We start from the raw sequence: 22,842 nt of genomic DNA, 5'->3' as shown, positions 1-22,842 counted from the left end.
AGCAGCGCCGGTGGAAAATGCCCGGGCGAAATAAAATTGCCGGATCGCGTGGCAAGGAGGGGATCCTTGTGCTCAACTTAATTCAGCGTCGCGTATGAACGCGGCTGACAGCATGAGGATCTCTCCATGGGTTCACGGTTTCGGGCCCGTCCCACGCTCTGGCTGGCCGTATTGCTTCTCGGTGCCTCGCTGACCGCCTGTGGTGGTCCGGGCAAGGCACCGCCGGTGGTGGCCGATCGGACACTGGATCAGTACATCATTGGCCCCGGGGACACTCTGACGATCTCGGTCTGGCGCAACCCCGAGCTCTCCATGAGTGTGCCGGTCCGTCCGGATGGGCAGATCTCCACGCCGCTGGTGGAGGATCTGCAGGCCAGCGGGGTGACTCCTACCCAGTTGGCCCGGGCTATGGAGGATGAGCTGGCCAATTACCTTCGCGATCCCGTAGTAACCGTCATCGTTACCGGTTTTGCCGGGCCGTACGAGCGGCAGATCCGGGTCATCGGCCAGGCGGCTCAGCCGCAGGCCCTGCAGTACCGAGAGAATATGACGGTCATGGACGTCCTGATTGCCGTGGGAGGCATGACCGATTTCGCGGCTGGTAATCGAGCAGTGATTGTTCGGCAGGAAAACGGACGCCGGACGGAGTACCGGGTGCGGCTCGATGACCTCCTCAATGCTGGGGATATCCGCGCCAATGTCGATATGGTTCCCGGAGATATCCTGATTATCCCAGAGCGCTTCTTTTAGTTTCTGGAAAGTGCCCGATTGATGCCGGGCTTTCTTCGTTCAGCGTAAGGGCGGCGGTTTGCCCGGGGGATTGCGGTGAATGTATTTGGTCATACCGTACCGCGCCACGTCCTGACCCTGGCCGGCCTCGAGGCGGTGGTACTTCTGCTATGCCTCTATCTGGCTTTCCTGCTTCAGCCCGAGCTCTGGAGCGTGGAGGGCGTGGCGCGTTTTCAGGTGGAGATGGCCGTGGTGGCCGCCGCCGGTGTCTTCCTTATGCTCCTCTTCGGGCTCTACGACCCCGAGCAGATCGGCATGAATCAGGGCCTGCTCATGGTTGCCCTGCGACTGGCGGTGGCGCTGCTGATACTTGGCGGGGTTATGTGGGTCGCACTACGCGCCTTCCCGCAACTGGCGGTCGCCAGCCATGCGGTGGCGCTCGGGCTGGGGCTCGCTTTCGTGGGGCTCTTGGCCAAGCGCAGCATCTATCGGGAAATCGTCCGGGTTACCGCGCGGAACCGACGGGTGCTGGTGCTCGGGGCAGGCAGCCGAGCCGCGACGGTGCTGGAGCCGCTGGCCGATGGTGGCACCGGTGCGTTGCCTTACCGTGTGGTTGGCTTCGTGGCCGGGTCTGCGGTCGGCTCCGTCGCCGTCGACGAGGGGCGGCTCCTTCGTCTGGCTCCCGGGCAGCGACTCCTCGACCTGGCGATCGCCCATGGCGCCAACGAGGTCGTCGTTGCCGTGCGCGATCGGCGCGGTGGACAGCTACCTATCAAGGAGCTGCTCGACTGTAAGCTTTACGGGCTGGGTGTGACCGACCTGTCCACATTCCTCGAGCGTGAGCGCCGTCGCCTCTATCTGGACTCGCTCAACACCAGCTGGTTGGTATTCGGGCGAGGTTTCCGCCAGGGATGGGGGCGCGCGACCATCAAGCGGGGGTTCGATCTCGTCGCAAGCAGCCTGCTACTGCTTGTCACCCTGCCTGTGATGTTGGTGACGGCGGTGGCGATCAGGCTCGACAGCAGAGGCCCAGTCTTCTACCGCCAGGAGCGGGTCGGGCATCGCGGGCAGGTCTTTCAGGTCTACAAGTTCCGCAGCATGCGTCCGGACGCCGAAGGGGACGGGGTGGCCCGCTGGGCCCGCGCCGACGACGATCGCGTGACCCGTGTGGGCCGGCTGATCCGTACATTGCGCATCGATGAGTTGCCGCAGATCTATAATGTCCTTCGCGGGGATATGTCCTTTGTCGGCCCACGCCCCGAGCGCCCGAGTTTTGTCGAACAGCTCAGCGAACAGATCCCGTATTTCCCGGCTCGGCAGAGCATACGCCCAGGTATTACCGGCTGGGCGCAGGTCTGCTACCCCTACGGTGCGTCGGTGGAAGACGCCCGGGAAAAGCTACAGTACGATCTGTACTATCTGAAGAATCACTCGTTGTTTCTCGATCTGGTGATCCTGATCGAGACGGTACGTGTCGTACTCTTCGGCCGCGGCGCGCGGTAGGCGGTCATCGAGCCAATGCCTGTCTTCAGCCCCCTGTCAGCAGCGATCGCCTTTCTGGCGCTGGCGGCTATCGTGGCATGGCGCTGGCGCTTGCGCCCCGGTGCTCCTTGGCTGGTCCTTGCCTCTCTGGTGACCGCACTCTGGGCCGCGGAGATCGCCTACAACGCCGCTCAGGGCGGGGGCGAAGGGATCCCGATGGGCGGGGTGCTGGAGCTTGGCCGGGGCCTGAGCTGGGTGGTGGTGCTCTTTGTGTTGCTGCTGGGATTGCGCGCCCAACGCCAACAGGTCTCCCTTCGGATCCGCGGTCTACTCTTCGCCGGGGTGTTGGCTATCCTCTTTCCCGCGGTCTGGCCCGGGGCGGATTACGGCGGGAGCTGGCACGCCGTGGCGGTGGTGCTGCTCGCCGTCAGCGGGCTGGTGTTGGTCGAGCAGCTCTACCGCAATACGCCCCTGCAGCGGCGCTGGGAGATCAAGGGGGTATGCCTGGCGCTGGGCGCGATCTTCGCTTTTGACCTGTTTCTGTTCGCTGACCTGGTGCTGTTCCAGGGGGCCGACCCGGTGATCTGGCACGCACGCGGTGCGGTCAATGCCCTGGTGGTGCCGCTGCTCGCCCTCTCTGCAGGCCGTATCACACCGGGTGAAGCCACTCCCGCGGTGTCGCGGCGACTGGTTTTTCACACGGTCGCCTTGCTCGGGGTTGGTGTCTACCTGCTCGGTGTGGGCGTGGCCGCCTATTTCCTGCGCCATATCGGTGGCGACTGGGGGGGGCTGCTGCAGGTGGTGCTGCTCTTCGGCGCTGGACTGCTCTTGGCGCTGATCTTTCTTTCCGGCAGTTTCCGTGCTTGGTTGCGGGTGATTTTGGCCAAGTACCTGTTCCGCTACCGGTACGATTATCGCCATGAGTGGCTGCGCCTGACCCGGGCGCTCAGCGAGGGGGATGCCCGAGAGCCCTTTGCCCCTCGGGCGGTGCAGGCCATTGCAGAGACGGTCGACAGTCCGGGAGGCCTGCTCTGGGTCGAAGACCGCGAAGGACACTATGCGTTGGAGGGGGCGTTCAACGCCGGGAATCCGCATTATCCGCCGGAACCCCCGGATGGCCCTCTGGTGCGTTTCATGGCCGAGACAGGATGGGTCATTGATCTGCCGGAGTACCGTGCCGACCCTTCGATTTACGGCGACCTAACGCTGCCGGATTGGCTGGATAAGGGGCAACGGCACTGGGCCGTGATCCCGCTGCTGCTCAATGAGGCACTGATCGGTTTCGTGGTGCTGGACAGGCCCCGGGCTCCGCGGCCGATCGACTGGGAGGATCGCGATCTGCTCAAGACCGCCGGTCGGCAGCTGGCGGTTTACGTGGCGTTGATCCGCAGCGACGAGGCGCTGCTGGAAGCGCGTCAATTCGAAGCCTTCCACCGCCTGTCGGCGTTTCTCGTTCACGACTTGAAGAACGTCTCCGCTCAACTGGCGCTGATTCAGTCCAACGCGGCCCGGCATCAGGACAATCCGGCGTTCGTGTCGAGCGCCTTCGCCACCGTGGGTCATGCCCGCGAGCGTCTTGAACGAACCCTGTCGCAGCTGCGCAACGGGCGGACGGAGTCGATCGGGCGCCTGCAACCGGTGGAGCTGGGAACGCTCTTGGCCGAGGTGGTATGCCGCCGTGCCGAGCGGCAGCCGGTGCCGGAGCTGACCGTGGCGGAGCCTGTGACGGTTATGGCCGAGCGCGAACGGCTGCTGGAGGTGCTGGAACACCTGGTCCGCAACGCCCAGGAGGCGACCCCTGTGCAGGGTTGGGTCCGGGTTGAAGTGGGTGGTCTGACGGATTGGGCCTATATTGCTATTCAGGACAGTGGGGTCGGGATGGATGATGCGTTCCTGCGCGAACGGCTGTTTCGGCCATTCCAGACCACGAAGGGTAACGCCGGGATGGGCATCGGCGTGTACGAGGCGCGCGAGTACGTCCGGCGGATCGGTGGACGCATCGAGGTTCAGAGCGCCCCCGGGCGCGGGAGTTGCTTCACCATCCGTCTGCCGGCCCGCAGGGTGGGGGCGGCGGTGCAGATGGCTGGCTAAAGGTTCAGGGGGGAGAAGGGAGATGAGAGGCAGGGAGCAGTGCAAGCTTCTGATTGTCGAGGACGACGCCGGGCTCCAGGATCAGCTCCGCTGGTGTCTAGATGGCTACGAGGTCCTGCAGGCGCAGGACCGGGCGTCGGCCATGGAGCTGGTGCGCCGCTGCCGGCCGGCCCTGGTCTCGCTGGATCTGGGGTTGCCACCCGACCCGGCCAATGCCTCCGAGGGGCTGGCGTTGCTCGACGAGATCCTCGTCGAGGCACCGCAGACCAAGGTGGTCGTGGTGACTGGCAATGGCGAGCGTGAGAATGCCCTGCGGGCGGTGGCCCGGGGTGCCTACGACTTCTATGTCAAGCCAGTGGACGCCGATCTGTTGCGTCACATCCTCGATCGCGCGGCCCGCCTGTACGCACTGGAAGAGGAGAACCGCCGCCTGTCGGCCCGTATCGGTGCCGGGCTCGACGGCGTGATCACCGGAGATCCGGGCATGCTGCGCGTCTGCCGGACCATCGAGCGGATTGCGCCGGCCGAGGCGACCGTGCTGCTCCTCGGCGAGAGCGGGACTGGCAAGGAGGTGCTGGCCCGTGCCCTGCATCAGCACAGCACCCGCCATGCGGCGCGGATGGTGGCCATCAACTGCGCCGCTATCCCGGAGAATCTTCTGGAGAGCGAACTCTTCGGCTACGAGCGCGGCGCCTTTACGGGCGCAACCCGGCAGACCCCGGGGCGGATCGAGTGCGCCGACGGCGGCACCCTCTTTCTCGACGAGATCGGCGACTTGCCCTTGAGCTTGCAGGCGAAAATGCTGCGGTTCCTGCAGGGACGCACCGTTGAGCGCCTCGGTGGTCGTACAGAGATCCCCGTGGACGTCCGTGTGATCTGTGCCACCCACCAGGACTTGGTCGGCATGATCCGTGCCGGGACGTTCCGGGAGGACCTGTACTACAGGATTGCCGAACTGGACGTGACGATTCCCCCGCTGCGCGAGCGGATTGGGGATGCGGCGTTACTGGCACATACCCTGCTCGAACGTTTCGCCCGCGAACACCGCAAGCGCATCCGGGGCTTCACCGCGGAGGCGCTTACCGCGCTGGAGGCCCATCCGTGGCCCGGGAATGTTCGAGAGCTCGAGAACGTCATTCGCCGGGCGGTGATCCTCAGCGATGGTGCGCGCATCGACAGCGAGGCGCTCGGCCTCGACGAGGGGATGGCCGCAGACGATCACGGTCTGCGCCTGCGCGCCGTTCGTGATGAGGCTGAGCAACAGGCGTTGGCCCGGGCGCTGGGCCGCTGCAATGGCAATATCGCACAGGCTGCGGGGGTACTGGGCATAACCCGGCCGACCCTTTATAGCCTCCTGGACAAGTACGGGCTGAGGTAGATGAGCATGGCGTGGCGAAAGGGTGGGTGGCGGACGATGGCGGCGGCGGGCGTGCTGACTCTGGGGCTGGCGGGCTGTGAGGGCATCGGTACTGTGAGCGAAGCCGAGTACCTGGAGCGGGCTGAACGCCACCTGGAGGGAGGGCGATACGAGTCGGCAGTGATCGAATACCGCAATGCCCTCCAGCAAAATCCTGCCCCGGAAACGCGGGCTCTGCTGGGGGTGGCGTACCTCGGTCAGGGGCGACTGGACGCGGCCGCGGGGCACCTGATGCGGAGCCTGGAAGATGGAGTCGACCCGGACCGCTATAGCATCGATACCGGTCGCCTGCTCCTGGAGCTGGGGCGGCCGGCGGAGATCGCCAGGCTTCCCCGTCCGACGCCGGAGGCCGACGATGAAGCCCGTTGGCAGGCGCTTCTGGCTCTAGGGGCCTTCGCCCAGGGCGACACTCTGGCTGGTCGGGATCTTCTGCAACGGGCCGAGGACGCCGCGTCGTCCGACGAGCCGGCCGAACTCGCTCTAGCGTACGCCTATGCGGCGCTCTATGCCGGTGACCCGGTATCGGCGCAGGCGGCCGTGGACCGAGTCCTCGCCGGCGATAGCCGTTTCGCCACGGCCTGGGCCCTCCAGGGCGATCTGGCCCACTGGCGGGGCGAGCGCGAGGCAGCGGCGGAGGCTTACCAGCGCGCAATTGACCTGCGGCCGGCGCGGGTGATCGAGCGTTACAAACGGGTCATGGTGCTGATCGAGGATGGTCAACTGGATGAAGCGGAGGCGGCGGCGCGCGATCTGACTGAGCGGGCTAGCGCTTATCCGGGCGGGCATTTTGCTCTTGGGCTCGTCCACTTCGAGCGCGGCCAGGCGCTCGAGGCGCGGCCGCATCTGGAGCAGGCCTTGGCCCGGCACCGCAATTTCCGCCCCGCGATGCCGTACCTGGCTGCGCTGCACATCCAGTCCGGCAATTTTTCGCAGGCTGAGCACCATCTTGAGCGGTTCGCCGCCGCCGGCGGACACACGGCCATGTCCTATGGGCTGCTGGCCGAGTTGCGGGTGGCGCAGGGTCGCCCGGAAGAGGCGCGCGAGATCCTGCGCCGCGCCGTGGCCGAGCGGCCGGGTCTGATTGATGCCTTTGCCCCCGTGCTGGCTGCCCTCTACCTGGATACCGGAGAGACGGAGCGCGGGATCGATACGCTGACCCGGGCGATGGAAAACCGGCCGGAGGCGCCGGCTCTCCAGCAGCTGCTCGGTGTGGCGTTGCTGCGCTACGGCGAGCCGGGCCAGGTCCGCGGGCTGCTGGGGCCCGCGGCCAGCGAGGACGCGGAGGGTATCGAGGCTGCCCTGGCTCGGCAGCGGCTGGAGGACGGCCGTTTCGCCGATGCCCTGGCCCTTGGCCAGGCCGTGCGCGATCAGGCCCCGGATCGCTCTCAGGGCTATACGCTGGTCGGTGCCGCCCATCTGGGTATGGGACAGGAAGAGGAGGCTCTGGCAGCGTTCGCCGACGGGCTGCGCCGGATCCCCGGCAATCCGGCGCTGGGAATGAATCTAGCCATGTTGCAGTTGCAGCGGGGTGAAGTGGAGGCGGCGCGCAGCGCGTTACTTGAGGTCCAGGAGCACCACCCGGGGCATCCGGAGTCAGCTCTCCAGCTAGCGCGCATGGAATCCGAGGTCGGTGGTGACGAGGCTGCGGGTCGGGACTGGCTCGAGCGGGCCGTAGCGGGGCACCCGGAGGCCCTTGAGCCGCACTTGGTGTTGGCTCGCCACCATCTGCGGGCGGGGGCCCCGGAAAAGGCGGGCGCCGTCCTGGATGCTGCCCGGGATCACCATCCAGCCCGGCCGGAGTTGCTCTTTGCGCGCGCTGATGTCTTCGAGCGGGCTGGCGACTACCGAGCCGCCGTGGCAGCTTTTGAAAGGCTTATCGACGCGGTGCCGGACCACAGTGCGGCTCATTTCCGGGTGGCGCGCAACCTCAATCGCCTGGGGGAGTTGGATGCCGCCGAGGCGCATATGCGTGCCTGGCTCGACCGTGCCCCGGAAGATGGACGGGCGCGGCATGTGTTGGGCTCCATGCTCATCGCAGCCGAGCGCTTCGCCGCTGCCGAAGCGATCTACCGCGAGCAGGTCGCTCGCGAGGGGCGTGACACCGTGGCCCTACACAATCTCGCCTGGCTACTGCGTGAGGCCGATCCGGAGGAGGCCGTGGGCTATGCCGAGCAAGCCGCCGCATTGGCACCCGGCGCTGCGAACGTCATGGAGACCTACGGTACGCTGCTCTACCGGCTTGCCGACCACGAGCGGGCAGCGGAGGTCCTCGGGCGGGCCCGTGAGCTTGCTCCGGACGCGCCGCGGATCGGCGTTCAGCTGGCACGGACCTACCAGGCCCTCGGTGATCTTGATCGGGCTGAGGGGCTTCTGCGCGGCGTGCTCGAAGAGCATGCCGAGTTCCCTGCGCGTGCCGAGGCCGAGGCGCTGCTTGAATCCCTCGGCTCCGCTGGTTGATTGCCCCCGTCTAACCTGGAGCGCAATGCGCTCCCGCGAACGCCCCCGTCTTTAGGGGGCGTTTTCGTTGGGGTTGTCGGACGCCTTTACAGGCGGCCATTCCGATTCCCGCGAAGAGTCGGGATGGCCGCGGCCTTTCGATAAAAACACTTCAGGAACAATCGGCTAACGGGTCCGTGTGGCCGGGTGCCCAGATGGCACGCCTTCTGCATTCAGGATGTGGGCGACCCCGTTCGCCCCCTTGAACAGGAGATTAAGCCGTGAAACTGCAAAGAGCGTTTCTAACTTCAGTACTGGGTCTAGCGCTGGCGGCGCCGGCCTGGGCCGGGGATCCTTTCATCATCGATGTCGGTCAGGATTTCTCCGGCAATGACCGGACCACCACGGGCCAGATCCGGACCCTGGCGGTCAGCGATAGCCTGGCGACGTCGTTCTACTTCGTTGAAACCGCCGATGAGCCTGTCCAACCCTTGGGAGCTTCAATCGAATCCGGCACCCGGGTCGCTGATACGAATATCCAGAGCCTCATGGACAGCTACGGCTTCCAGGCCGGCACCTTCACCGCCATCGACGGTACGACAGAGGTAGAGTTCCGCAATCCCGATCCGTCTCAGGACCGGAACGTGGTGAACCTTAACTTCCTCACTGGTGAGGGTGGAATTCAGGGTCGCAACGGCTTTTCCTCGGAGGACTGGTTCATCGATGGAGAAGGCTGGGGTCTGACCTATGACTATCAGATCTTCGGGCAGGTGACCAATGGTGGAGTCTTCTACGACGACGGCTTCGTGAACGTCTACTACGAGGACGGCGACAGTGGGGACCGAACCCAGGTGCTGCGCATGCTGGTCGAGCGTTCGGACCTGCAGCTGGGCAACCTCGATATCTTCGGCCGGGTCGTGTACGAAGACTTCGACTTCAGTGAAGAGTTCGTGCAGAACTTCTTCCGGGATGTTGGCACCGGCAAGACCTTCTACGAGCTGGCGTCCGAGGAAGAAGGCCTGATGATCCCGGTCAGCTGGCGCTTCGACGGCAACATCGATCCGCCGCTGCCGACCGACGATCAGCTGGTGGCTTTCGAGTCGGAGGATGGCACCTCGGTGCTGGTCCGCCAGTCCGAACAGGACGGGACCTTCCGCTACGAGGTTCCGGAGCCGAGTGTCCTGCTGATGATGGGCTCGGGACTGGTGCTGCTCGGCCTGGCGCTGCGGGTCGGGCGGCGCGAGGACGAGGAGGTGGCGTACTGATCCTCGCAGGTCCTCCATCTTCAACAAGGCGATAAACGGCCGCCCCCAGGGGCGGCCGTCTCTTCAATCAGCCCCGCGGTCTTGCCCGGCGGTGCGACAGGGCGATCAACAATGCTGGAAGCACCACCAAATCCACCAGCCAAGCAATAAGCAGACCGAAGGCGGTCAACAGTCCAAAGGCCTGGGTCGGTTGGAAATCGGAAAGGCCCACCAGCAGGAACTGACCCACCAGCACCACGGTGGTCGCTGTGACTGCGCGGCCGGCCTGCCGGCTACTGCGTGCAACCGCCCATACCGCGGAAGCCCCGGCCCGTCGGCGTCGCAGATAGCCGTGCAGTAAATGGATGGTATCGTCCACCGCGATGCCGACCGCAACGCTGGCGATCATGGCCGTGGCCATGTCCAGCCAGATACCCAGCAGGCCCATCAACGCAAAGATCAGGGCCAGGGGCGCCAGATTGGGCAGCATGCTCAGGGTGGCCAGGCGCACCGAGCGCCACATCAACCACATGAGCCCGAAGATCAGCACGACGACAGCCAGCAGGCTGTGCAGCTGGCCCTGGATCAGAAGACGCTCCTGGTCGGCGAAGAGTCTTCCCATACCGGCCAGGTCCCACTCGAGGTCGGCCGGAGGGTTCGTCGCTAGATGGGCCTCAAGGTCGTCGATCAGGGTGTTCAAGGCGCGGGCGCCGTGGGCATTGAGGTTGAGCAACAGACGCGCTTGGCGCAGTTCGGGGTCGACGACATCGAACAGATCCCGGCCGTCATGGATGAACAGGTACTGCGCAATGAGCCGGTGGTCGTCGGGTAGGCCGCGGTAATCGGGGTCGCCGTCGTGGAAGGCCCAGTGCATCTCCGCCACGAGATCGGGCAGAGACAGGCTGTAATCCACCTCCGGGCGGTCGTCCAGCCAGGTCTGGACATCTTGAATAGCCCGGAGACGCTCGGGTTTGGTGAGAGCGTCCGGTGCTTCGGCGCGGAAGACCACCTCGAGCGGCATGACTCCGGAGAGCCGGGTCTCGATGCGGGCCGTGGCGCGGCTGATCGGGTGGTCATCGGCGAAGAAAGCGTAAAGGTCGGTCTCGACGGTCACGTGGCGGATCTGGGGCAGGGCCAGGGCGAACAGCAGCACGGCGCCCGCCAGGACCCAGCCCGTGCGGCGGACAGCTAGCCGGGTGGTGGCCGCCGTCCATCGGTCAAGCCGGGGCAGGGCGCCGCGCTGGTGCCAGGTGCCCCGATCGAAGCGGAGGATGAGCGGCGGAAGCAGTCCGAGCACGCAGAGCGCGGCAACGATGATCCCGGCGGCGGCGATCAGACCGAAGCTGCCGACGGGCTGAATGGGGCTGACCCCCAGCGATGCCAATCCGGCCGCGGTGGTCAGGGCCATGAAGCCGATCGGGCGCCGGACGCTGGCCAGGGCTGCCTCCAGGCGCGCCGAGCCGGTGAGCCCACGGCGGGCGTAGTGGGCCACGGCATTGAACAGGTGCATCAGCATCGCCACGGTCAGGGCGGTGAGTAGCGGCGGGACGATGGCCGTGATCAGCGTGAACGGCTTGCCGAGAACGGCGAGGAGGCCGACGGCCAGGCCGGTTACGGCACTGATGGTGACGGTGGCGAGGATCAGCACGAGGTGGCGACGGAAAAGCCACCAGAGCAGCATCAGGCCAATACCCAGTGTCCCGGGTATGAGCAGGGCCAGGTCGCCAGTCATGGCTCTTAGCTGGGCTACGTCGAGGGCGATGTGGCCGCCTACTGCGGTTAACTCGTCAGATAGTTGGTGGTGATCGATCGCCTCGCGGACGGCACGTTCTAGGTTCAGGCGCTGCAGGCTGTTATCCAGGGCATGGGGTCGGACCACCAACGCCAGGGCCCGGCCGTCTCGCGAGATGAGCAGATCCGGTGCAAAAGGGTCGTCCAGCGCGCGTGTCTGCCAGGCCTCGGGCGGCCCATCAGCAAGCTGGTTGACCGGGATCAGCCGTTCGACGGCGAAGCCCCCCTCAATGGGCCGGATGTGGTCAGTGCTCGTCACCCCAAGGACGCGCTCCACGGCATTTATGCGTTCCAGGGTTTGACTCAGCCTATGGAAGCCTTCGAGGAAACGGGGCGTGAACAGGGCCTCACCCTCGAACAAGGCCACCAGAACCTGTTCCTGCGGGAAGGCTTCGCGCACCTCTCGATCGAAGACCACTGCAGGTGCATCGGCTGGAAAGTAGGCCTCCGGTGCGTTGTCCAGCTCCAGGTGCCATAGCAACGGTGCGGGCAGGAGCATGAGCAGACCCAGCAGGGCCAGGGCGACCCGGGGGTGGTGAAGCATGCTGAAGTTCATAGGCGTGTTCTCCAGCCGAATACCACCATCCGGCGGTCACGGTAGAAACCGCCCAGACTGTCTTCGTCGCCATCGAACCAGTGCACGCCCAGGTAGGGTTCGTGGGGCTCAGCTGCGATCCAGGCCAGTTCGGGGTTGAGATAGAGGTCGTGGCGATCGAGGCCGACAACGCCACGCAGTCGGGCACGCAGGCGGTTGTACAGGTAAAGGTCCTCGATCTCGCCGGTGAGGTAGTAAGCCGCCTTGCGGTCCAGCACGCCGTCGGCCTCCAGTAGGTGCTCGCCGCCGAGTTGTGCGGTGACCCGCAGATCCCGGCCGCCGGGGAAGACCTCGGTTCCTGCAACCCAATCGAACCCGGGGACCGTGTCGTAGCGCAGGGCGCCGGGGCTCGGGCGTCGGGTGACCGGGACCTCGCTCAGCCACGCCCCCTCCAGTCGCCACGTCCAGCCGCCGCGAACCCAGGCGAGATCACCGCCGGCCACCCAGGTGCGTGGGTAGGCAGCCTCGAGGGTGCCGCTGCCCGGGTCATCGTCGCGCCAGCGGTAGTAAGGCTGCGAGTGGCGCACGCGTTGCGCAGTGGCCGCGTAGTCTGCTCCGCGGCCTTCGCGGCTGATGCGTACACCCGTGCCTGCGCCGCTAGTGCTCGCCTCTCTGAGCCGCGCATTACGGACTTGCTCCGGCGGCAGATCATTCGGCGAGGTGCCGAGGATGCGCCCCCGGGTCCGGTCCACGGGATGCCATATGCTGTCTCGTGCCGGGAGTTCCGCCGGTCGGAACGCAGGAAGGAGGGCGACGTCGAGCTTCCATGGCCCCTGGAAGCCTTCCCAGCGCACTGCGAGGCTGGCTCGGCGGCGCTCGGTCTGCTCATCCAGAGCGAAACGGGTCAGATCCTTGGTGCTGAGCCGATCGGTGGGCGGGATCTCGTCGACGCGGCCCCAGAGGACGGTCTGGGTGCCGACCGTCAGGCGCCAGTCGTCGGCACGATAGCGCAGCCAGGTCTCGTCGTAATCTGCATCCGCGCGCGCAAAACGGGTGTCGTCGCCGCCGCCGCCTTGTGCTGCGGCGTCGATTCGGGCCCCCAGCCGCAACTCCCAGCGCGCCCCGAGGGGTCGTTCGGCGCTGGCTACGGCACGTCCCGTTAGGATGGCGTCCGTCCCCCGGTGGCTGCTGCCCAGCACACCAGCCTCGGCCCAGGCGGGGTCGAGGCGCAGGCGCCAGGGTGAAGGGGCAGGCGGCGGGAGGTCGGCTTTCTCCTCGGTGGGAGCCGTTCCATCAAAGCGCAATGTTTCCGCCGGGGTCGGCGAAGGCGCCGAGATCAGCATGATCGCCAGCGCCAACGGAGCTAGGGGGCGGTGTGACCGGTTAGGGGCGGTAGCGTCTCTCCCGGGCCGGGTCAGCCAGAGCCCGGGTCCGGAATAGCTCGCGGGGCAAACCCTGGTCATAGATCACTTCCTCCACGCTGAGGGTCGTGGTCGTGCCCCGCTCCAGGTGTTGCATGGTGCTCTCGGTGACGGTCCAGTAGCCCTGGATGCGCTCGATGGCCTGGACCTCGAAACGTTTCATGGGCGTATCGCTGCCATCGCCGAAGAGGTCGATGCGCAGCGGGATCAGGATCTCCGGGTGCACCCAGCTGAGACGGCGGGTGTAGACCGAGTTGTCCGGGGAAACCGGGATGCTCTCGAGGAGCTTGACTGGCGTCCCCTGGTATAGATCGTCACCGAGGAGCCGGTGTGTGTCCTTTTCCGGTGGGCGGTCTTCCAGATCCTCGAAGAACAGATCGGACTGGACGAAACTGCCGCCTCGGTTCTCGCTGCTGATGCGCCGGACCCGGTCCGCAGCGGGGAGGTAGAGCCACTGATCGGTGCTGCCGTCAGCGTGGTTGTGAACCAGCAGTGCTGTGCCGTCGATATTCGCCGGGCGGGTGAAGCGGATCAGCTCCAGGCGCTCACCGTCGCCAGGGGTTAGCCGATACTCGTAACTCTCGCGGACCCGTTCGCGTCGCCCGCCGCTGAGGGTCATCGTCCCGCGCGTGACGGCGTCGGCGCCTTCGGGCCTCTCATGGACCGCCGTGGCCAGCTCGTGGCCGGCGTCCTCGTCCGTCCAGGCCGGTGCGGCGGTGAACAACCCGAGGGTCGTGAACAGGACAAGGCAGGCGATGCGGGGCCATAGCGTGCATTCAAGGGCGCTGGGCATGGTCGTCTCCGATGCTAGAAAAAGAGGAGGCCCGCGAGCGCGCCAGATAGCGCCGTGCCAGGTGCAGCTTCAGGCGCTGCCAGGGGTGGCGATTGCCGCCGGGACGCCAGGTACGCGCAAGGCGCTGACGGTACGCGTCATATTGCGTGCCGCGGGGTGCCCAGCGCAGCGGGCCGCGTCCGAGCAGGACCTTGAGTACCTCCGTGCCCATGACGCCGGCGCACAGCTGGCACGCCATCGCGGTCGACGGGCCGCGTCCGGCCCCCAGATTCACCGCGCCGGCGTCGGCCAGATAGCCCATGTGCAGCCCTGCAGGGGCCAGCCCCACCATGAATCGAAGCGCCTGCTCTTCGAAGTCCAGATGGTCTCCCAAGTCGAAATAGGCATCGAAGGGCATGCTTGCCGGATGAAAGTTGAGCAGGGCTACGCCCATGCCCAGCGGGGCGGCGGTCAGCGCGGGCACGCCGAGCGCCGCTGCCCGGGAGAACGTTTGGCGCCGTATGTCGAAGGCGAAGAAGTCCAGCCCGTCGACATATACATCGGCGTCGGTGAGGAAGGCGTCCAGGTTGTCGGCATTCACTCCCGCGGGGAACAGATCGATCTCTAGTTCCGGATTGATCTCCCGGGCCAGCTCCGCGAGCACTTCGACCTTGGTCCTGCCGAGTGCCGGCAGGGTGGCACCGACCTGGCGGTTGAGGTTGTTTTGCTCGAACCGGTCCGGATCGGCGATCCGGAAACGGGTGATCCCGAGACGGGTCAGCGTGAGCAAGTGAGCACCGCCCACCCCGCCGAGGCCGGCGATCGCCACCCGCGCCCGGCGCAGCTGCTGCTGTTCCTCCGCAGTCACCCAGCCAAGCGTGCGCTGGAAGGCCGTCGAGTAGTCGAAGACGGAGGGTTCGTCAGCCGGCTGCATCGCAGGATCCTGCCGAGTGATTGGCGCACCGCTTCGGCGAAAGTCCGTGCTCGGCCATGCGGTAAAGAGGAGCCAGAATTCGTGATGCCTCGATAGTGGCAAGGACCTCGGGGCGATGGATGTAATAGGCGGCACGTCGCCCGCGGTGCTCGAAATCGTCGCTGATGCGGCGGAAGTGGAGTCCGTAGCGGGCCACGAAGTGAGCCAGGCGCGGCTCCATGATGGCGAAGACGTGATCACGCCCGAGCTGTCCGGAGAGGACCGCCGCTGCTGTGAACAGGCTGGCCGAGATCAGCGGGAAGGTCCGTCGTTGAACCATCGGAAACTGCAGGGCATCGATGTCCCCAAGCGGTGTGCGTGGCTCTCCGGTGCGCCTACGAAAGTGGCGGTGAACGGCCAGTCTCGATACCTCGCAGACGCGCTCAGGTGGCAGTCGACCGGGGTGCAGTGGCGTGTCGTGCAGCGCTGCGGTACAGGACGGCTCCATCGGTAGATTGGGTCGCCGGGGATCCGGCTCGCCGGGGATGACCCGCACGCAGCCGGCTACCCTGCCGCTTGGCCTGTGCCACAGCAGGGCGTGGCAGGCGCGGGCGTCATAGGCATCACGCTCCTCGCGCTCGGGGAACCGCTCTGCGGCCTCAAAACCGAACTCCTCGCAGTAAACCTGGTAGCGCAGGCGTGCGATCGCTCGTCGGCGGTTTTCGGTATCGGCTGTATGGATATCGAAGTAGCGCGCAAAGGCCCGGCATAACAAGGACCGGTTCATGGGGCTCCCTTGGTCAAGGCGTCGCTGCGGCGCCGGGCGTTCGGCGCGCCTGCGCCACCGGGCCTCGGTCAGGGGCAATCTGCACCGCTCCCCGTTAACAGGATGTTAGGGCACGGCGGAATTCGTTGCCACTTCTATACTGCTTGCTAAGGCGATCCGGAGGCGGGGGCTTGGTGGTGCCCCCGCCGCGTTCACGGGAGGGGAGGGGGGGCATGGAACAGTTCTACCAGGAGACCCTGCAACAGCTGCGCGCGGTCTGGCGACGCCGCTGGTGGATTCTGCCGGTGGCTTGGCTGATCTGTCTTCTGGGCTGGGCGTACATCTACACCCTGCCTGACAGCTACCAGGCATCGAGCCGGGTCTTCGTGAACTCGCAGACGGTCCTTGATCCATTGCTGCGCGGCATGACGGTTCGGCCAGATACCGAGCAGCGCATGCGGATCATGAGCACCACGCTTCTCAGCGACGACAATCTGGCGCAGATCGCCCGCCAGGCGGATCTGGATATCCTGCTCGGCGGCGAGGACAGTGCCGAGCTGACCCGGTTGCTGCGCAGCGGGATCGAGTTCCGCAGCGGTAATCGGGACAATATCTACAGCATCTCTTACAGCCACAACAATCCTGAGGTGGCCTACCGGGTCGTGCGCGAGACCGCCAACCTCTTCATGGAGCGCGGCCTCGGGGATTCGCGGATCGATCTGCTCAGTTCCCGGGAGTTCATCGAGCGTCAGCTGGAACGTTACGAGGCCCAGCTGCGCGACAAGGAACGGGAGATCGAGCAGTTCAAGCGCGACAACGCGGCTCACCTGAGTAGTGGCGGTGATTACTATGCCCGACTGGAGCGTGCGCGGGAACAGCTCAATCAGGCGCAGCTTGAGCGCGACGAGGCGGTTCAGCGGGTCGAGACGCTGCTCGGTCGCCTCCGGGGCGGTGGCGCCGAGTTCGCTAATCCCCAGCTTGATGAGCGCATCAACCGGTTGGAAGGGCAGCTCGATGAGCTGCGTCGCGCCTACACGGAACGCCATCCGGACGTCGTGCAGACCCGGCGCATTCTGGCGGAACTGCTGGAGCAGCGGTCGCAGGAGGCCAGTGAGTTCGCGGTGGGTGGGGTGCCGATGGCAGGGACTGATTCGCCGTTTCAGCTGGCCCTGGCCGAGGCGGAGAGTCGGGCCGCTTCGCTGGAGACCCGAGTCCGTGAGCATCGGCGCCGGGTGGACGCGCTGGAGTCGGCGGTGGACCGGGTGCCGGCCGTGGAATCGGAGTATACCGCGCTGACCCGGAATTACGACGTTCTGCGTCAGAACCACCGGGAGTTGCTGGCGACCCGCGAACGGGCGGTGATTACCGGGTCGGTGGAGACCGAAACCGACGCCGTGGATTTTCGCGTTCTGGAGCCGCCGCGGCTGCCGACCAGCCCGGCTGCCCCGGACCGCCCCGTTCTGGCCAGCGCCATCCTGCTCTTGGGGTTGGCCGCAGGTAGCGGCTTCGCCTTCCTCCTCGCCCAGTTACGCGGGACGGTCAGCAGTACCGCGCAGCTTGCCGAGCTGGCCGGGCGCCCGGTACTCGGGACGGTCAGCCGCGTCTCGACCCCGGAGCGTCTGCAACGCCGGCGCGCCGAGTTGCTGGTCTTTTTCGCCGCAATGGCCGCGCTCTTGGGTGTTTACGGGGTGGTTCTCGCCGTCTTTCTGACCGTCTAAGGGGGGCACACACGGATGAGTATTATCGAGCGGGCGCTGGAGAAGCGGCGCCGATCCCATGGCGGCGCAGGTGTCGAGCCGCCGGCCTTGGCGTCCCTCCACGCGAGGGTGGGCACCGAAGAGCCCGTCGCCCAATCAGGCGTCGCCGACCGCCCGAGTCCGGCGCCAGCAAATCCTGACGTTACGCTGGATTTCGCCTGGCTGCGACGCCAAGGCGTCATGGTGCCTGGGGAGCAGCGCAGCGGGCTGGCGGAGGAGTTCCGTATCCTGAAACGCCCCCTACTGGACAATGCCTTCGGGCGGGCCGGCGAGCCCATGGTCGACAAGGGTCGTTTGATCATGGTCACCAGTGCCGTCCCCGGCGAGGGCAAGACCTTTTGCACCATGAACCTGGCGTTGAGCATGGCTCTGGAGGTCGATCGCACGGTTCTGCTGGTCGATGCCGATGTTGCGCGGCCCAGTCTGCCCAGGTGCCTGGGTATACAGGCGGATCGCGGTCTTATGGATGTCCTTACGGAACCTGGGGTGGGGCTCGGTGATGTGCTGCTGCGCACTCAGGTGCCGAATCTGACCATTCTGCCCGCCGGTCGTCCCCACGGGCGATCCACGGAGCTGTTGGCCGGGCAGGGCATGCTGGATCTCCTGGACGAGCTGTACCACCGGTATCCCGACCGGGTCATCCTCTTTGACTCGCCGCCGCTGATCGCCACCAGCGAGCCCAGTGTCCTGGCGCGCAGCATGGGACAGATCCTGCTGGTGGTGGAGGCCGAGCACACCCCCCGCGTCGCAGTGGCCCGGGCTGCGGAGCTGCTCGCTGGCTGTGACGTGGTGCTGACGATGATGAACAAGGCAAGTCCGACGCCGGGTGCCGGGTACGGCGGCTACTACGGCGGGTACGCAGCGGCTGGCGGCAGCGATCCCCGTGGGCGTTAACTACCGCATCCCGGGCGGGCCACTCGGTTGCGTGCTAGTGATGTCGCTGCTGCTGTCGTCGGCCGGGGCTGCTGCCGAGGGGGTGTGGAGCTTCACGCCCCGTGTGACTATCGGTGCCGAGATTACCGACAACGCTCGGTTTGCCCCCCGGGGTGAGGAACGCGGTGATGGTATCGGGGTCCTGGAACCCGGCCTCTCTTTGAGCGGGGAAGGGGCGCGCACCAGCCTCGACCTGGATTACGCCTGGGACAATCGGTACCGGATCCGGGATACGGAACGGGATCGCAGTGTCCACAGCCTCCGCGGGCGAGGGCGCTATGAGGTGCTTGCCGATGCAGTTTTCATCGAGGGGGCCATCTTCCGCGATATCCAAGCTGATTCTCTGCTCGAGCCTATCAGTTCGGAGAACCTGGAGGAGCGCACCCGGTATCGGCTCAGCCCCTTTTGGCGGGCCCGTTACGGCAGCTTGGCCGAACAGGAGCTGCGCTACATCTATGAAGAGCTCCGCTATCACCAGTCCGATCGTGAGGGTACCCAGGCTCACCGTGGGCGCTACCGGCTGAGCAGTGGTAGTGCCTTCAACCGGCCGGACTGGTCGCTGATGCTCTCCTATGACGAAAACCGTTACGACCGCAGTGCTTCGGTCGAGCGCTACGACGCCGCCTTCAGCGGCGGCTATCGCCTCGGCCGTGCCGTGCGCCTGGGCGGGACAGTGGCGCAGGGCCGCATTAATTCGGCGGATCAGGAGTTTGATGTCGATTCCTGGCGAGCGGAGTTTGGCTGGCGGCCCACCCGAGCCACGGGGATCGGTGCCAGCTACGGCGAGACCCGCTTTGGGGATGCCGATGCCCGCGAGGTGCGGGGCCTGAGTGTCACGCATCGTACCCGCCGCGCCACGTTGCTTCTTAGCTACGACGAGGGCGTGACCGACTTTGGCCAGACGCTCGACGATGATCTGTTGGCGCTGCTGGAGCGCCGCGGGCAGTGGACGGATGCGGAGCGGCGCGAGCTAGATCGCTTGCTGGAGATCATCGATCCGAATCTTGCCCGGATCCTGCGCGAAATCGATGAGCTGATCGTACCCGAGGTTGCTTTCACCGAGACCTGGCGTGCGCGTTGGCTGTACGACACTGGTCGTTCCACGTTCGCTCTCGGCTTGCGTCAGCGGGAGATCGATGACCGTTTCATCTTTGATAGCCGGCCGGATGAGCGGCTGGAGCAGGAGCGTTCCGTCGACGGCTCCTGGGTCTGGTCCCTCGGTCCGCGTACCGATCTGACCGCCCGGCTCGGTGTTGCGCGCACCGAGGTGGCTCGTGCGCAGCAACCTGACACTCGCCTAGACGAGTGGCGAGCCGGGGTTGGGTTGAACCGCGAGCTCGGGTCGCGTGCGACCGGTCGGGTCGAGTACCAGTATCGACATAACGAGCGCAGTGGGGCCTTCGACGACGAGCGGCGTGAGAACCGCTTGTTGACCCGGCTGCGTATGGAGTTCTAGACCGCATGTACGAGGACTTTTACGGATTACGCGATAAACCCTTTGCTCTCAGTCCCGATCCCCGTTTCTTCTACGGCAGCAAGGGCCACCGGCGGGCCATGGCGTATCTGGAATACGGCCTGCAGCAGGAGGAGGGGTTCATCGTGATCACCGGAGAGGTGGGGGCCGGCAAGACCACGCTGGTGCGCAGCCTCTTCCAGTCTTTGAGTGGCAAACCGGTGGTGGCCGCCCAACTGGTCAGCACGCAGCTCGATGCCGACAGCCTGCTGCGCGCAGTGTGTCTGGCGTTCGGGCTGGAGGTGCCCGGCGGCGATAAGGCGCTGCAGCTACGCCAGCTGGAGCACTTCCTGCACCGAACCCGCGCCGACGGGCGCCGGGCGCTGGTGGTCGTCGATGAGGCACAAAATCTGGACATGCGGGCGGTTGAGGAGCTGCGCATGCTCTCCAATTTCCAATCGGACCACGGTGCGCTGCTGCAGAGCTTCCTGCTCGGTCAGCCGGAGTTTCGCCGGATCCTGCGTAGTTCGCAGATGCAGCAGCTGCGTCAACGGGTGATTGCGACCTACCACCTCGGGCCGATGGATGCGGGGGATACTCGGGCCTATATCGAGCACCGGCTAACGCGCGCCGGCTGGGTCGGTGATCCGCAGCTGCGAGACGACGCATGGGTGGAGATCCACGCCTATACTTCCGGCATTCCGCGGCAGGTCAATACCTTCTGTGACCGCCTGTTGCTCATGGGATACATGGAGGATTGCCACGACTTCGGAGCCGAGCAGGTCCGCTCCGTGGTGGCCGAGATGCAGGACGATCTGGGGGGTGGCCGTGCCACCGATGCGGCCGAGGCGGGTGCGGCGGCGGGCGACTGGGCGACGGCACCGGAGGTCGTGACGGAGGGGGTCGAGGAGCGGTTGCGACGGATCGAGCGGTACCTCGGCATCAATTACAAGCTGCTGCAGCAGTCAGTGAACGTCCAGCGTGAGGATCAGAAGCGCCTGGGCGAGCGGCTCGAGAGACTGGAGCGATACTTGGTATCGAGCCATCGGTTGATGCGCCAGGTCGGGTCAACGATCAAAAAAGCACTGGGTGTGCCTCGAGAGCTGTCGTAAGGCGGTGCCCGGGCGGGGAGGGGGGATGGATCGGTCTGCGGGAGTGCTTAACGCCCTGACGGTGGATGTAGAGGAATATTTCCAGGTGCTGGCCATGGCACCCTATGTTCCGCGTGCCCGTTGGGAGACCTCCCCGTCGCGGTTGGCCTGGGCCCTGGAGCGGGTGCTGGGTCTCTGCGCCGAGGTGGGGGTCCAGGGGACCTTTTTCACGCTGGGGTGGGTGGCAGAACGGCATCCGGACCTGGTCCGGCGGATCGTGGCTGAGGGCCACGAAGTGGCCAGCCACGGCTACGGCCATCAGCGGGTCGGCGACATGACGCCGCGCGCCTTCCGAAGGGACGTGCATTACGCCAGGGTGTTGCTCGAGGATATCGTCGGTGAAGCGGTCATCGGGTACCGTGCCCCGGCCTTTTCGCTTGGACGGCATACGCCCTGGGCGGTGCCCATCCTGGCCGAGACCGGGCACCGATACAGTTCCAGTGTGTATCCGGTTCGCCACGACCACTACGGCGATCCCGATGCGCCGCGCTGGCCCTATCGCTCCGGCGAGGAGCAACCGCTGCTCGAGGTGCCCCTGACAACCCTGCGGCTCTTCGGTCGCAATTGGCCGGTGGCCGGCGGCGGCTACTTCCGTCTGCTGCCGTATGCCGCGTCACGGGCCGCGCTGGGACGGGTCAACGCCACCGAGGGCAAGCCGGCGGTCTTCTATATCCACCCCTGGGAGCTCGATCCAGGCCAGCCGCGTATCCCCGGGGTCGGAGGTCGCACGCGCTTTCGTCACTACCTGAACCTGCACCGCACGGAGAACCGCTTGCGACGCCTGCTTTGCGAATTCCGATGGGGGCGCATGGATCAGGTGTTTGCTCGGGAGTTGGCGCGCATTCCCGGTCCGCCGGGGCGCGCGGCAGCAGCCGCCGCCAGGGCGGCTTGACTCGTGGTCCAGCCAACCGACGGTGGCCCGCTCCGGGTGGTGCCTCTGGACGAACAGCGTTTCCCTGACTGGGACGCCTTCGTCGAAGGTCATCCGCAGGCGACGTTCTTCCATCGTGCCGGGTGGGCACGGGTGCTGAACCAGGTCTTTGGTCATGAGCCCCATTACCTGCTCGCCGAGCGCGATGGTCGGGTGGAGGGGGTCTTGCCCCTGGCTCGTGTGCGGAGTCGGCTCTTCGGCGATGCGCTGATATCGACCCCGTTCTGCGTTTACGGCGGCCTGGTCGCGGAGAATGAGGCGACTGTCGCGGCCCTGGATCAGGCCGCCTGCGAGCACGCCGAGGCGCTGGGGGTGGATCACCTGGAATACCGGCATACCCGGCGCCGCTTTCCCGCGCGTCCGGCGCGCACGGATCTTTATGCCACCTTTCGCCGGCCGATTGCCCCTGATGCCGAGAGCAATCTGCTCGCCATACCGCGCAAACAAAGGCGAATGGTGCGTCAGGGTATCAAGTCCGGCCTGCGCAGCGACTGGGATGCCGATGCCTCGCGGTTCTATCCGATCTACGCCGGCAGCGTCCATCGGCTTGGGACGCCGGTTTTCCCCCGCAGGTACTTTCGGATCCTCAAGGAGGTGTTCGGCGAGGACTGCCGCATCCTGACCGCCTCCAAGGGGCGGGAGCCGCTTGCCAGTGTGCTTGCATTCTATTTCCGGGACGAGGTGCTGCCCTACTACGGCGGCGGGCTTCCCGAGGCCCGAAAGGCCGCCGCCTACGATTTTCTGTATTGGGAATTGATGCGTCGCGGCTGTGAGGCGGGAGCCCAGATATTCGATTTCGGGCGCAGCAAACAAGGGACTGGAGCCTTCAGCTTCAAGCGTAACTGGGGGTTCGAGCCTGAGCCGCTGGCCTACGAGTACCACTTGGTTCGGGGGAGCGGGATTCCCGACCACAATCCGCTCAACCCGCGGTACCAGCGCGCCATCCGTTGGTGGCGGCGGCTGCCGTTGCCGGTGGCCAACCTGCTGGGCCCGTTGGTCATTCGCAGTCTGGCGTAGGAG

General features: G+C 66.0%; 17 protein-coding genes. 12 read left to right on the top strand and 5 right to left on the bottom strand.

The features are described from left to right. Positions 1-126 precede the first annotated feature (126 nt). The 6 genes from LRA98_RS02585 to LRA98_RS02560 all read left to right on the top strand — a co-directional run bounded on the left by LRA98_RS02585 (position 127) and on the right by LRA98_RS02560 (position 9,420). Positions 127-750 carry an XrtA/PEP-CTERM system exopolysaccharide export protein gene (locus LRA98_RS02585; protein ID WP_201242005.1) on the top strand — a complete coding sequence of 208 codons (624 nt, stop codon included), beginning with the start codon at positions 127-129 and terminating at the stop codon, positions 748-750. A gap of 75 nt (positions 751-825) precedes the next feature. Further along, positions 826-2,232: a TIGR03013 family XrtA/PEP-CTERM system glycosyltransferase gene (locus LRA98_RS02580; protein ID WP_238632952.1), complete on the top strand. Its 1,407-nt coding sequence runs from the start codon at positions 826-828 to the stop codon at positions 2,230-2,232. A 15-nt stretch (positions 2,233-2,247) separates the two neighbouring features. Then, positions 2,248-4,302, top strand: a complete 2,055-nt coding sequence (gene prsK, locus LRA98_RS02575) for an XrtA/PEP-CTERM system histidine kinase PrsK (protein WP_238632953.1) — start codon at positions 2,248-2,250, stop codon at positions 4,300-4,302. 22 nt (positions 4,303-4,324) lie between these two features. Continuing rightward, entirely contained in the window at positions 4,325-5,680 is a 1,356-nt protein-coding gene (prsR, locus tag LRA98_RS02570; RefSeq protein ID WP_201242008.1) for a PEP-CTERM-box response regulator transcription factor, read from the top strand. Positions 5,681-5,686: 6 nt separating this feature from the next. Beyond that, positions 5,687-8,176, top strand: a complete 2,490-nt coding sequence (gene prsT, locus LRA98_RS02565) for an XrtA/PEP-CTERM system TPR-repeat protein PrsT (RefSeq protein WP_238632954.1) — start codon at positions 5,687-5,689, stop codon at positions 8,174-8,176. A gap of 260 nt (positions 8,177-8,436) precedes the next feature. After that, positions 8,437-9,420, top strand: coding sequence for a PEP-CTERM sorting domain-containing protein (locus LRA98_RS02560; RefSeq protein WP_238632955.1), 984 nt, complete (start codon positions 8,437-8,439; stop codon positions 9,418-9,420). Between the two features lie 67 nt (positions 9,421-9,487). Here the strand turns inward: LRA98_RS02560 and LRA98_RS02555 are convergent, their stop codons facing one another. The 5 genes from LRA98_RS02555 to LRA98_RS02535 are packed head-to-tail and all read right to left on the bottom strand — an operon-like array spanning position 9,488 to position 15,618. Next, positions 9,488-11,746, bottom strand: a complete 2,259-nt coding sequence (locus LRA98_RS02555; RefSeq protein ID WP_238632956.1) for an efflux RND transporter permease subunit — start codon at positions 11,744-11,746, stop codon at positions 9,488-9,490. Continuing rightward, positions 11,743-13,068, bottom strand: coding sequence for a hypothetical protein (locus tag LRA98_RS02550; protein ID WP_238632957.1), 1,326 nt, complete (start codon positions 13,066-13,068; stop codon positions 11,743-11,745). The genes LRA98_RS02555 and LRA98_RS02550 overlap by 4 nt, the downstream gene beginning before the upstream one ends. A gap of 40 nt (positions 13,069-13,108) precedes the next feature. Continuing rightward, positions 13,109-13,939 carry an outer membrane lipoprotein-sorting protein gene (locus LRA98_RS02545; RefSeq protein WP_201242013.1) on the bottom strand — a complete coding sequence of 277 codons (831 nt, stop codon included), beginning with the start codon at positions 13,937-13,939 and terminating at the stop codon, positions 13,109-13,111. Beyond that, positions 13,923-14,852, bottom strand: a complete 930-nt coding sequence (locus LRA98_RS02540) for a ThiF family adenylyltransferase (protein ID WP_201242014.1) — start codon at positions 14,850-14,852, stop codon at positions 13,923-13,925. Before LRA98_RS02540 ends, LRA98_RS02545 begins: the two co-directional genes overlap by 17 nt. Next, on the bottom strand, positions 14,839-15,618 hold the full coding sequence (locus LRA98_RS02535; protein ID WP_201242015.1) for a PEP-CTERM/exosortase system-associated acyltransferase: 780 nt from the start codon (positions 15,616-15,618) through the stop codon (positions 14,839-14,841). Before LRA98_RS02535 ends, LRA98_RS02540 begins: the two co-directional genes overlap by 14 nt. Before the next feature lie 212 nt (positions 15,619-15,830). Between LRA98_RS02535 and LRA98_RS02530 the strand changes: the two genes are divergently transcribed. The 6 genes from LRA98_RS02530 to LRA98_RS02505 are packed head-to-tail and all read left to right on the top strand — an operon-like array spanning position 15,831 to position 22,839. Then, a complete protein-coding gene (locus tag LRA98_RS02530) occupies positions 15,831-17,315 on the top strand; it encodes an XrtA system polysaccharide chain length determinant (RefSeq protein WP_238632958.1) in 1,485 nt (494 codons plus the stop codon). Positions 17,316-17,330: 15 nt separating this feature from the next. After that, positions 17,331-18,248, top strand: a complete 918-nt coding sequence (locus LRA98_RS02525) for an XrtA-associated tyrosine autokinase (protein ID WP_238632959.1) — start codon at positions 17,331-17,333, stop codon at positions 18,246-18,248. Then, complete coding sequence (locus tag LRA98_RS02520; RefSeq protein WP_238640821.1) at positions 18,238-19,743, top strand: TIGR03016 family PEP-CTERM system-associated outer membrane protein; 1,506 nt, start codon at positions 18,238-18,240, stop codon at positions 19,741-19,743. The genes LRA98_RS02525 and LRA98_RS02520 overlap by 11 nt, the downstream gene beginning before the upstream one ends. Positions 19,744-19,748: 5 nt before the next feature. Then, complete coding sequence (locus tag LRA98_RS02515; RefSeq protein WP_238632961.1) at positions 19,749-20,852, top strand: XrtA/PEP-CTERM system-associated ATPase; 1,104 nt, start codon at positions 19,749-19,751, stop codon at positions 20,850-20,852. A gap of 25 nt (positions 20,853-20,877) precedes the next feature. Then, positions 20,878-21,783 (top strand): XrtA system polysaccharide deacetylase, encoded by a 906-nt coding sequence (locus LRA98_RS02510; protein ID WP_238632962.1) that lies wholly within the window; start codon positions 20,878-20,880, stop codon positions 21,781-21,783. Positions 21,784-21,786: 3 nt separating this feature from the next. Then, positions 21,787-22,839 carry a FemAB family XrtA/PEP-CTERM system-associated protein gene (locus tag LRA98_RS02505; protein ID WP_443134934.1) on the top strand — a complete coding sequence of 351 codons (1,053 nt, stop codon included), beginning with the start codon at positions 21,787-21,789 and terminating at the stop codon, positions 22,837-22,839. The last annotated feature ends 3 nt before the right edge of the window (positions 22,840-22,842 follow it).

It is taken from the genome of Halorhodospira sp. M38 (assembly GCF_022227985.1).
In the GTDB taxonomy this organism is placed as follows: Bacteria; Pseudomonadota; Gammaproteobacteria; order Nitrococcales; family Halorhodospiraceae; genus Halorhodospira; species Halorhodospira halophila_A.
Note: the sequence above shows the minus strand (reverse complement) of the source record. Positions and strands in the feature narration are given on the sequence as shown.

What these genes read in the sequence shown, in the direction of transcription:
- LRA98_RS02515 (WP_238632961.1), top strand. Translation starts at nt 19,749, where the DNA reads ATGTACGAGGACTTTTACGGATTACGCGATAAACCCTTTGCTCTCAGT.
- LRA98_RS02525 (WP_238632959.1), top strand. Translation starts at nt 17,331, where the DNA reads ATGAGTATTATCGAGCGGGCGCTGGAGAAGCGGCGCCGATCCCATGGC.
- LRA98_RS02530 (WP_238632958.1), top strand. Translation starts at nt 15,831, where the DNA reads ATGGAACAGTTCTACCAGGAGACCCTGCAACAGCTGCGCGCGGTCTGG.
- LRA98_RS02535 (WP_201242015.1), bottom strand. Translation starts at nt 15,618, where the DNA reads ATGAACCGGTCCTTGTTATGCCGGGCCTTTGCGCGCTACTTCGATATC.
- prsR (WP_201242008.1), top strand. Translation starts at nt 4,325, where the DNA reads ATGAGAGGCAGGGAGCAGTGCAAGCTTCTGATTGTCGAGGACGACGCC.
- LRA98_RS02540 (WP_201242014.1), bottom strand. Translation starts at nt 14,852, where the DNA reads ATGCAGCCGGCTGACGAACCCTCCGTCTTCGACTACTCGACGGCCTTC.
- LRA98_RS02545 (WP_201242013.1), bottom strand. Translation starts at nt 13,939, where the DNA reads ATGCCCAGCGCCCTTGAATGCACGCTATGGCCCCGCATCGCCTGCCTT.
- prsT (WP_238632954.1), top strand. Translation starts at nt 5,687, where the DNA reads ATGGCGTGGCGAAAGGGTGGGTGGCGGACGATGGCGGCGGCGGGCGTG.
- LRA98_RS02510 (WP_238632962.1), top strand. Translation starts at nt 20,878, where the DNA reads ATGGATCGGTCTGCGGGAGTGCTTAACGCCCTGACGGTGGATGTAGAG.
- LRA98_RS02585 (WP_201242005.1), top strand. Translation starts at nt 127, where the DNA reads ATGGGTTCACGGTTTCGGGCCCGTCCCACGCTCTGGCTGGCCGTATTG.
- LRA98_RS02555 (WP_238632956.1), bottom strand. Translation starts at nt 11,746, where the DNA reads ATGAACTTCAGCATGCTTCACCACCCCCGGGTCGCCCTGGCCCTGCTG.
- prsK (WP_238632953.1), top strand. Translation starts at nt 2,248, where the DNA reads ATGCCTGTCTTCAGCCCCCTGTCAGCAGCGATCGCCTTTCTGGCGCTG.
- LRA98_RS02550 (WP_238632957.1), bottom strand. Translation starts at nt 13,068, where the DNA reads ATGCTGATCTCGGCGCCTTCGCCGACCCCGGCGGAAACATTGCGCTTT.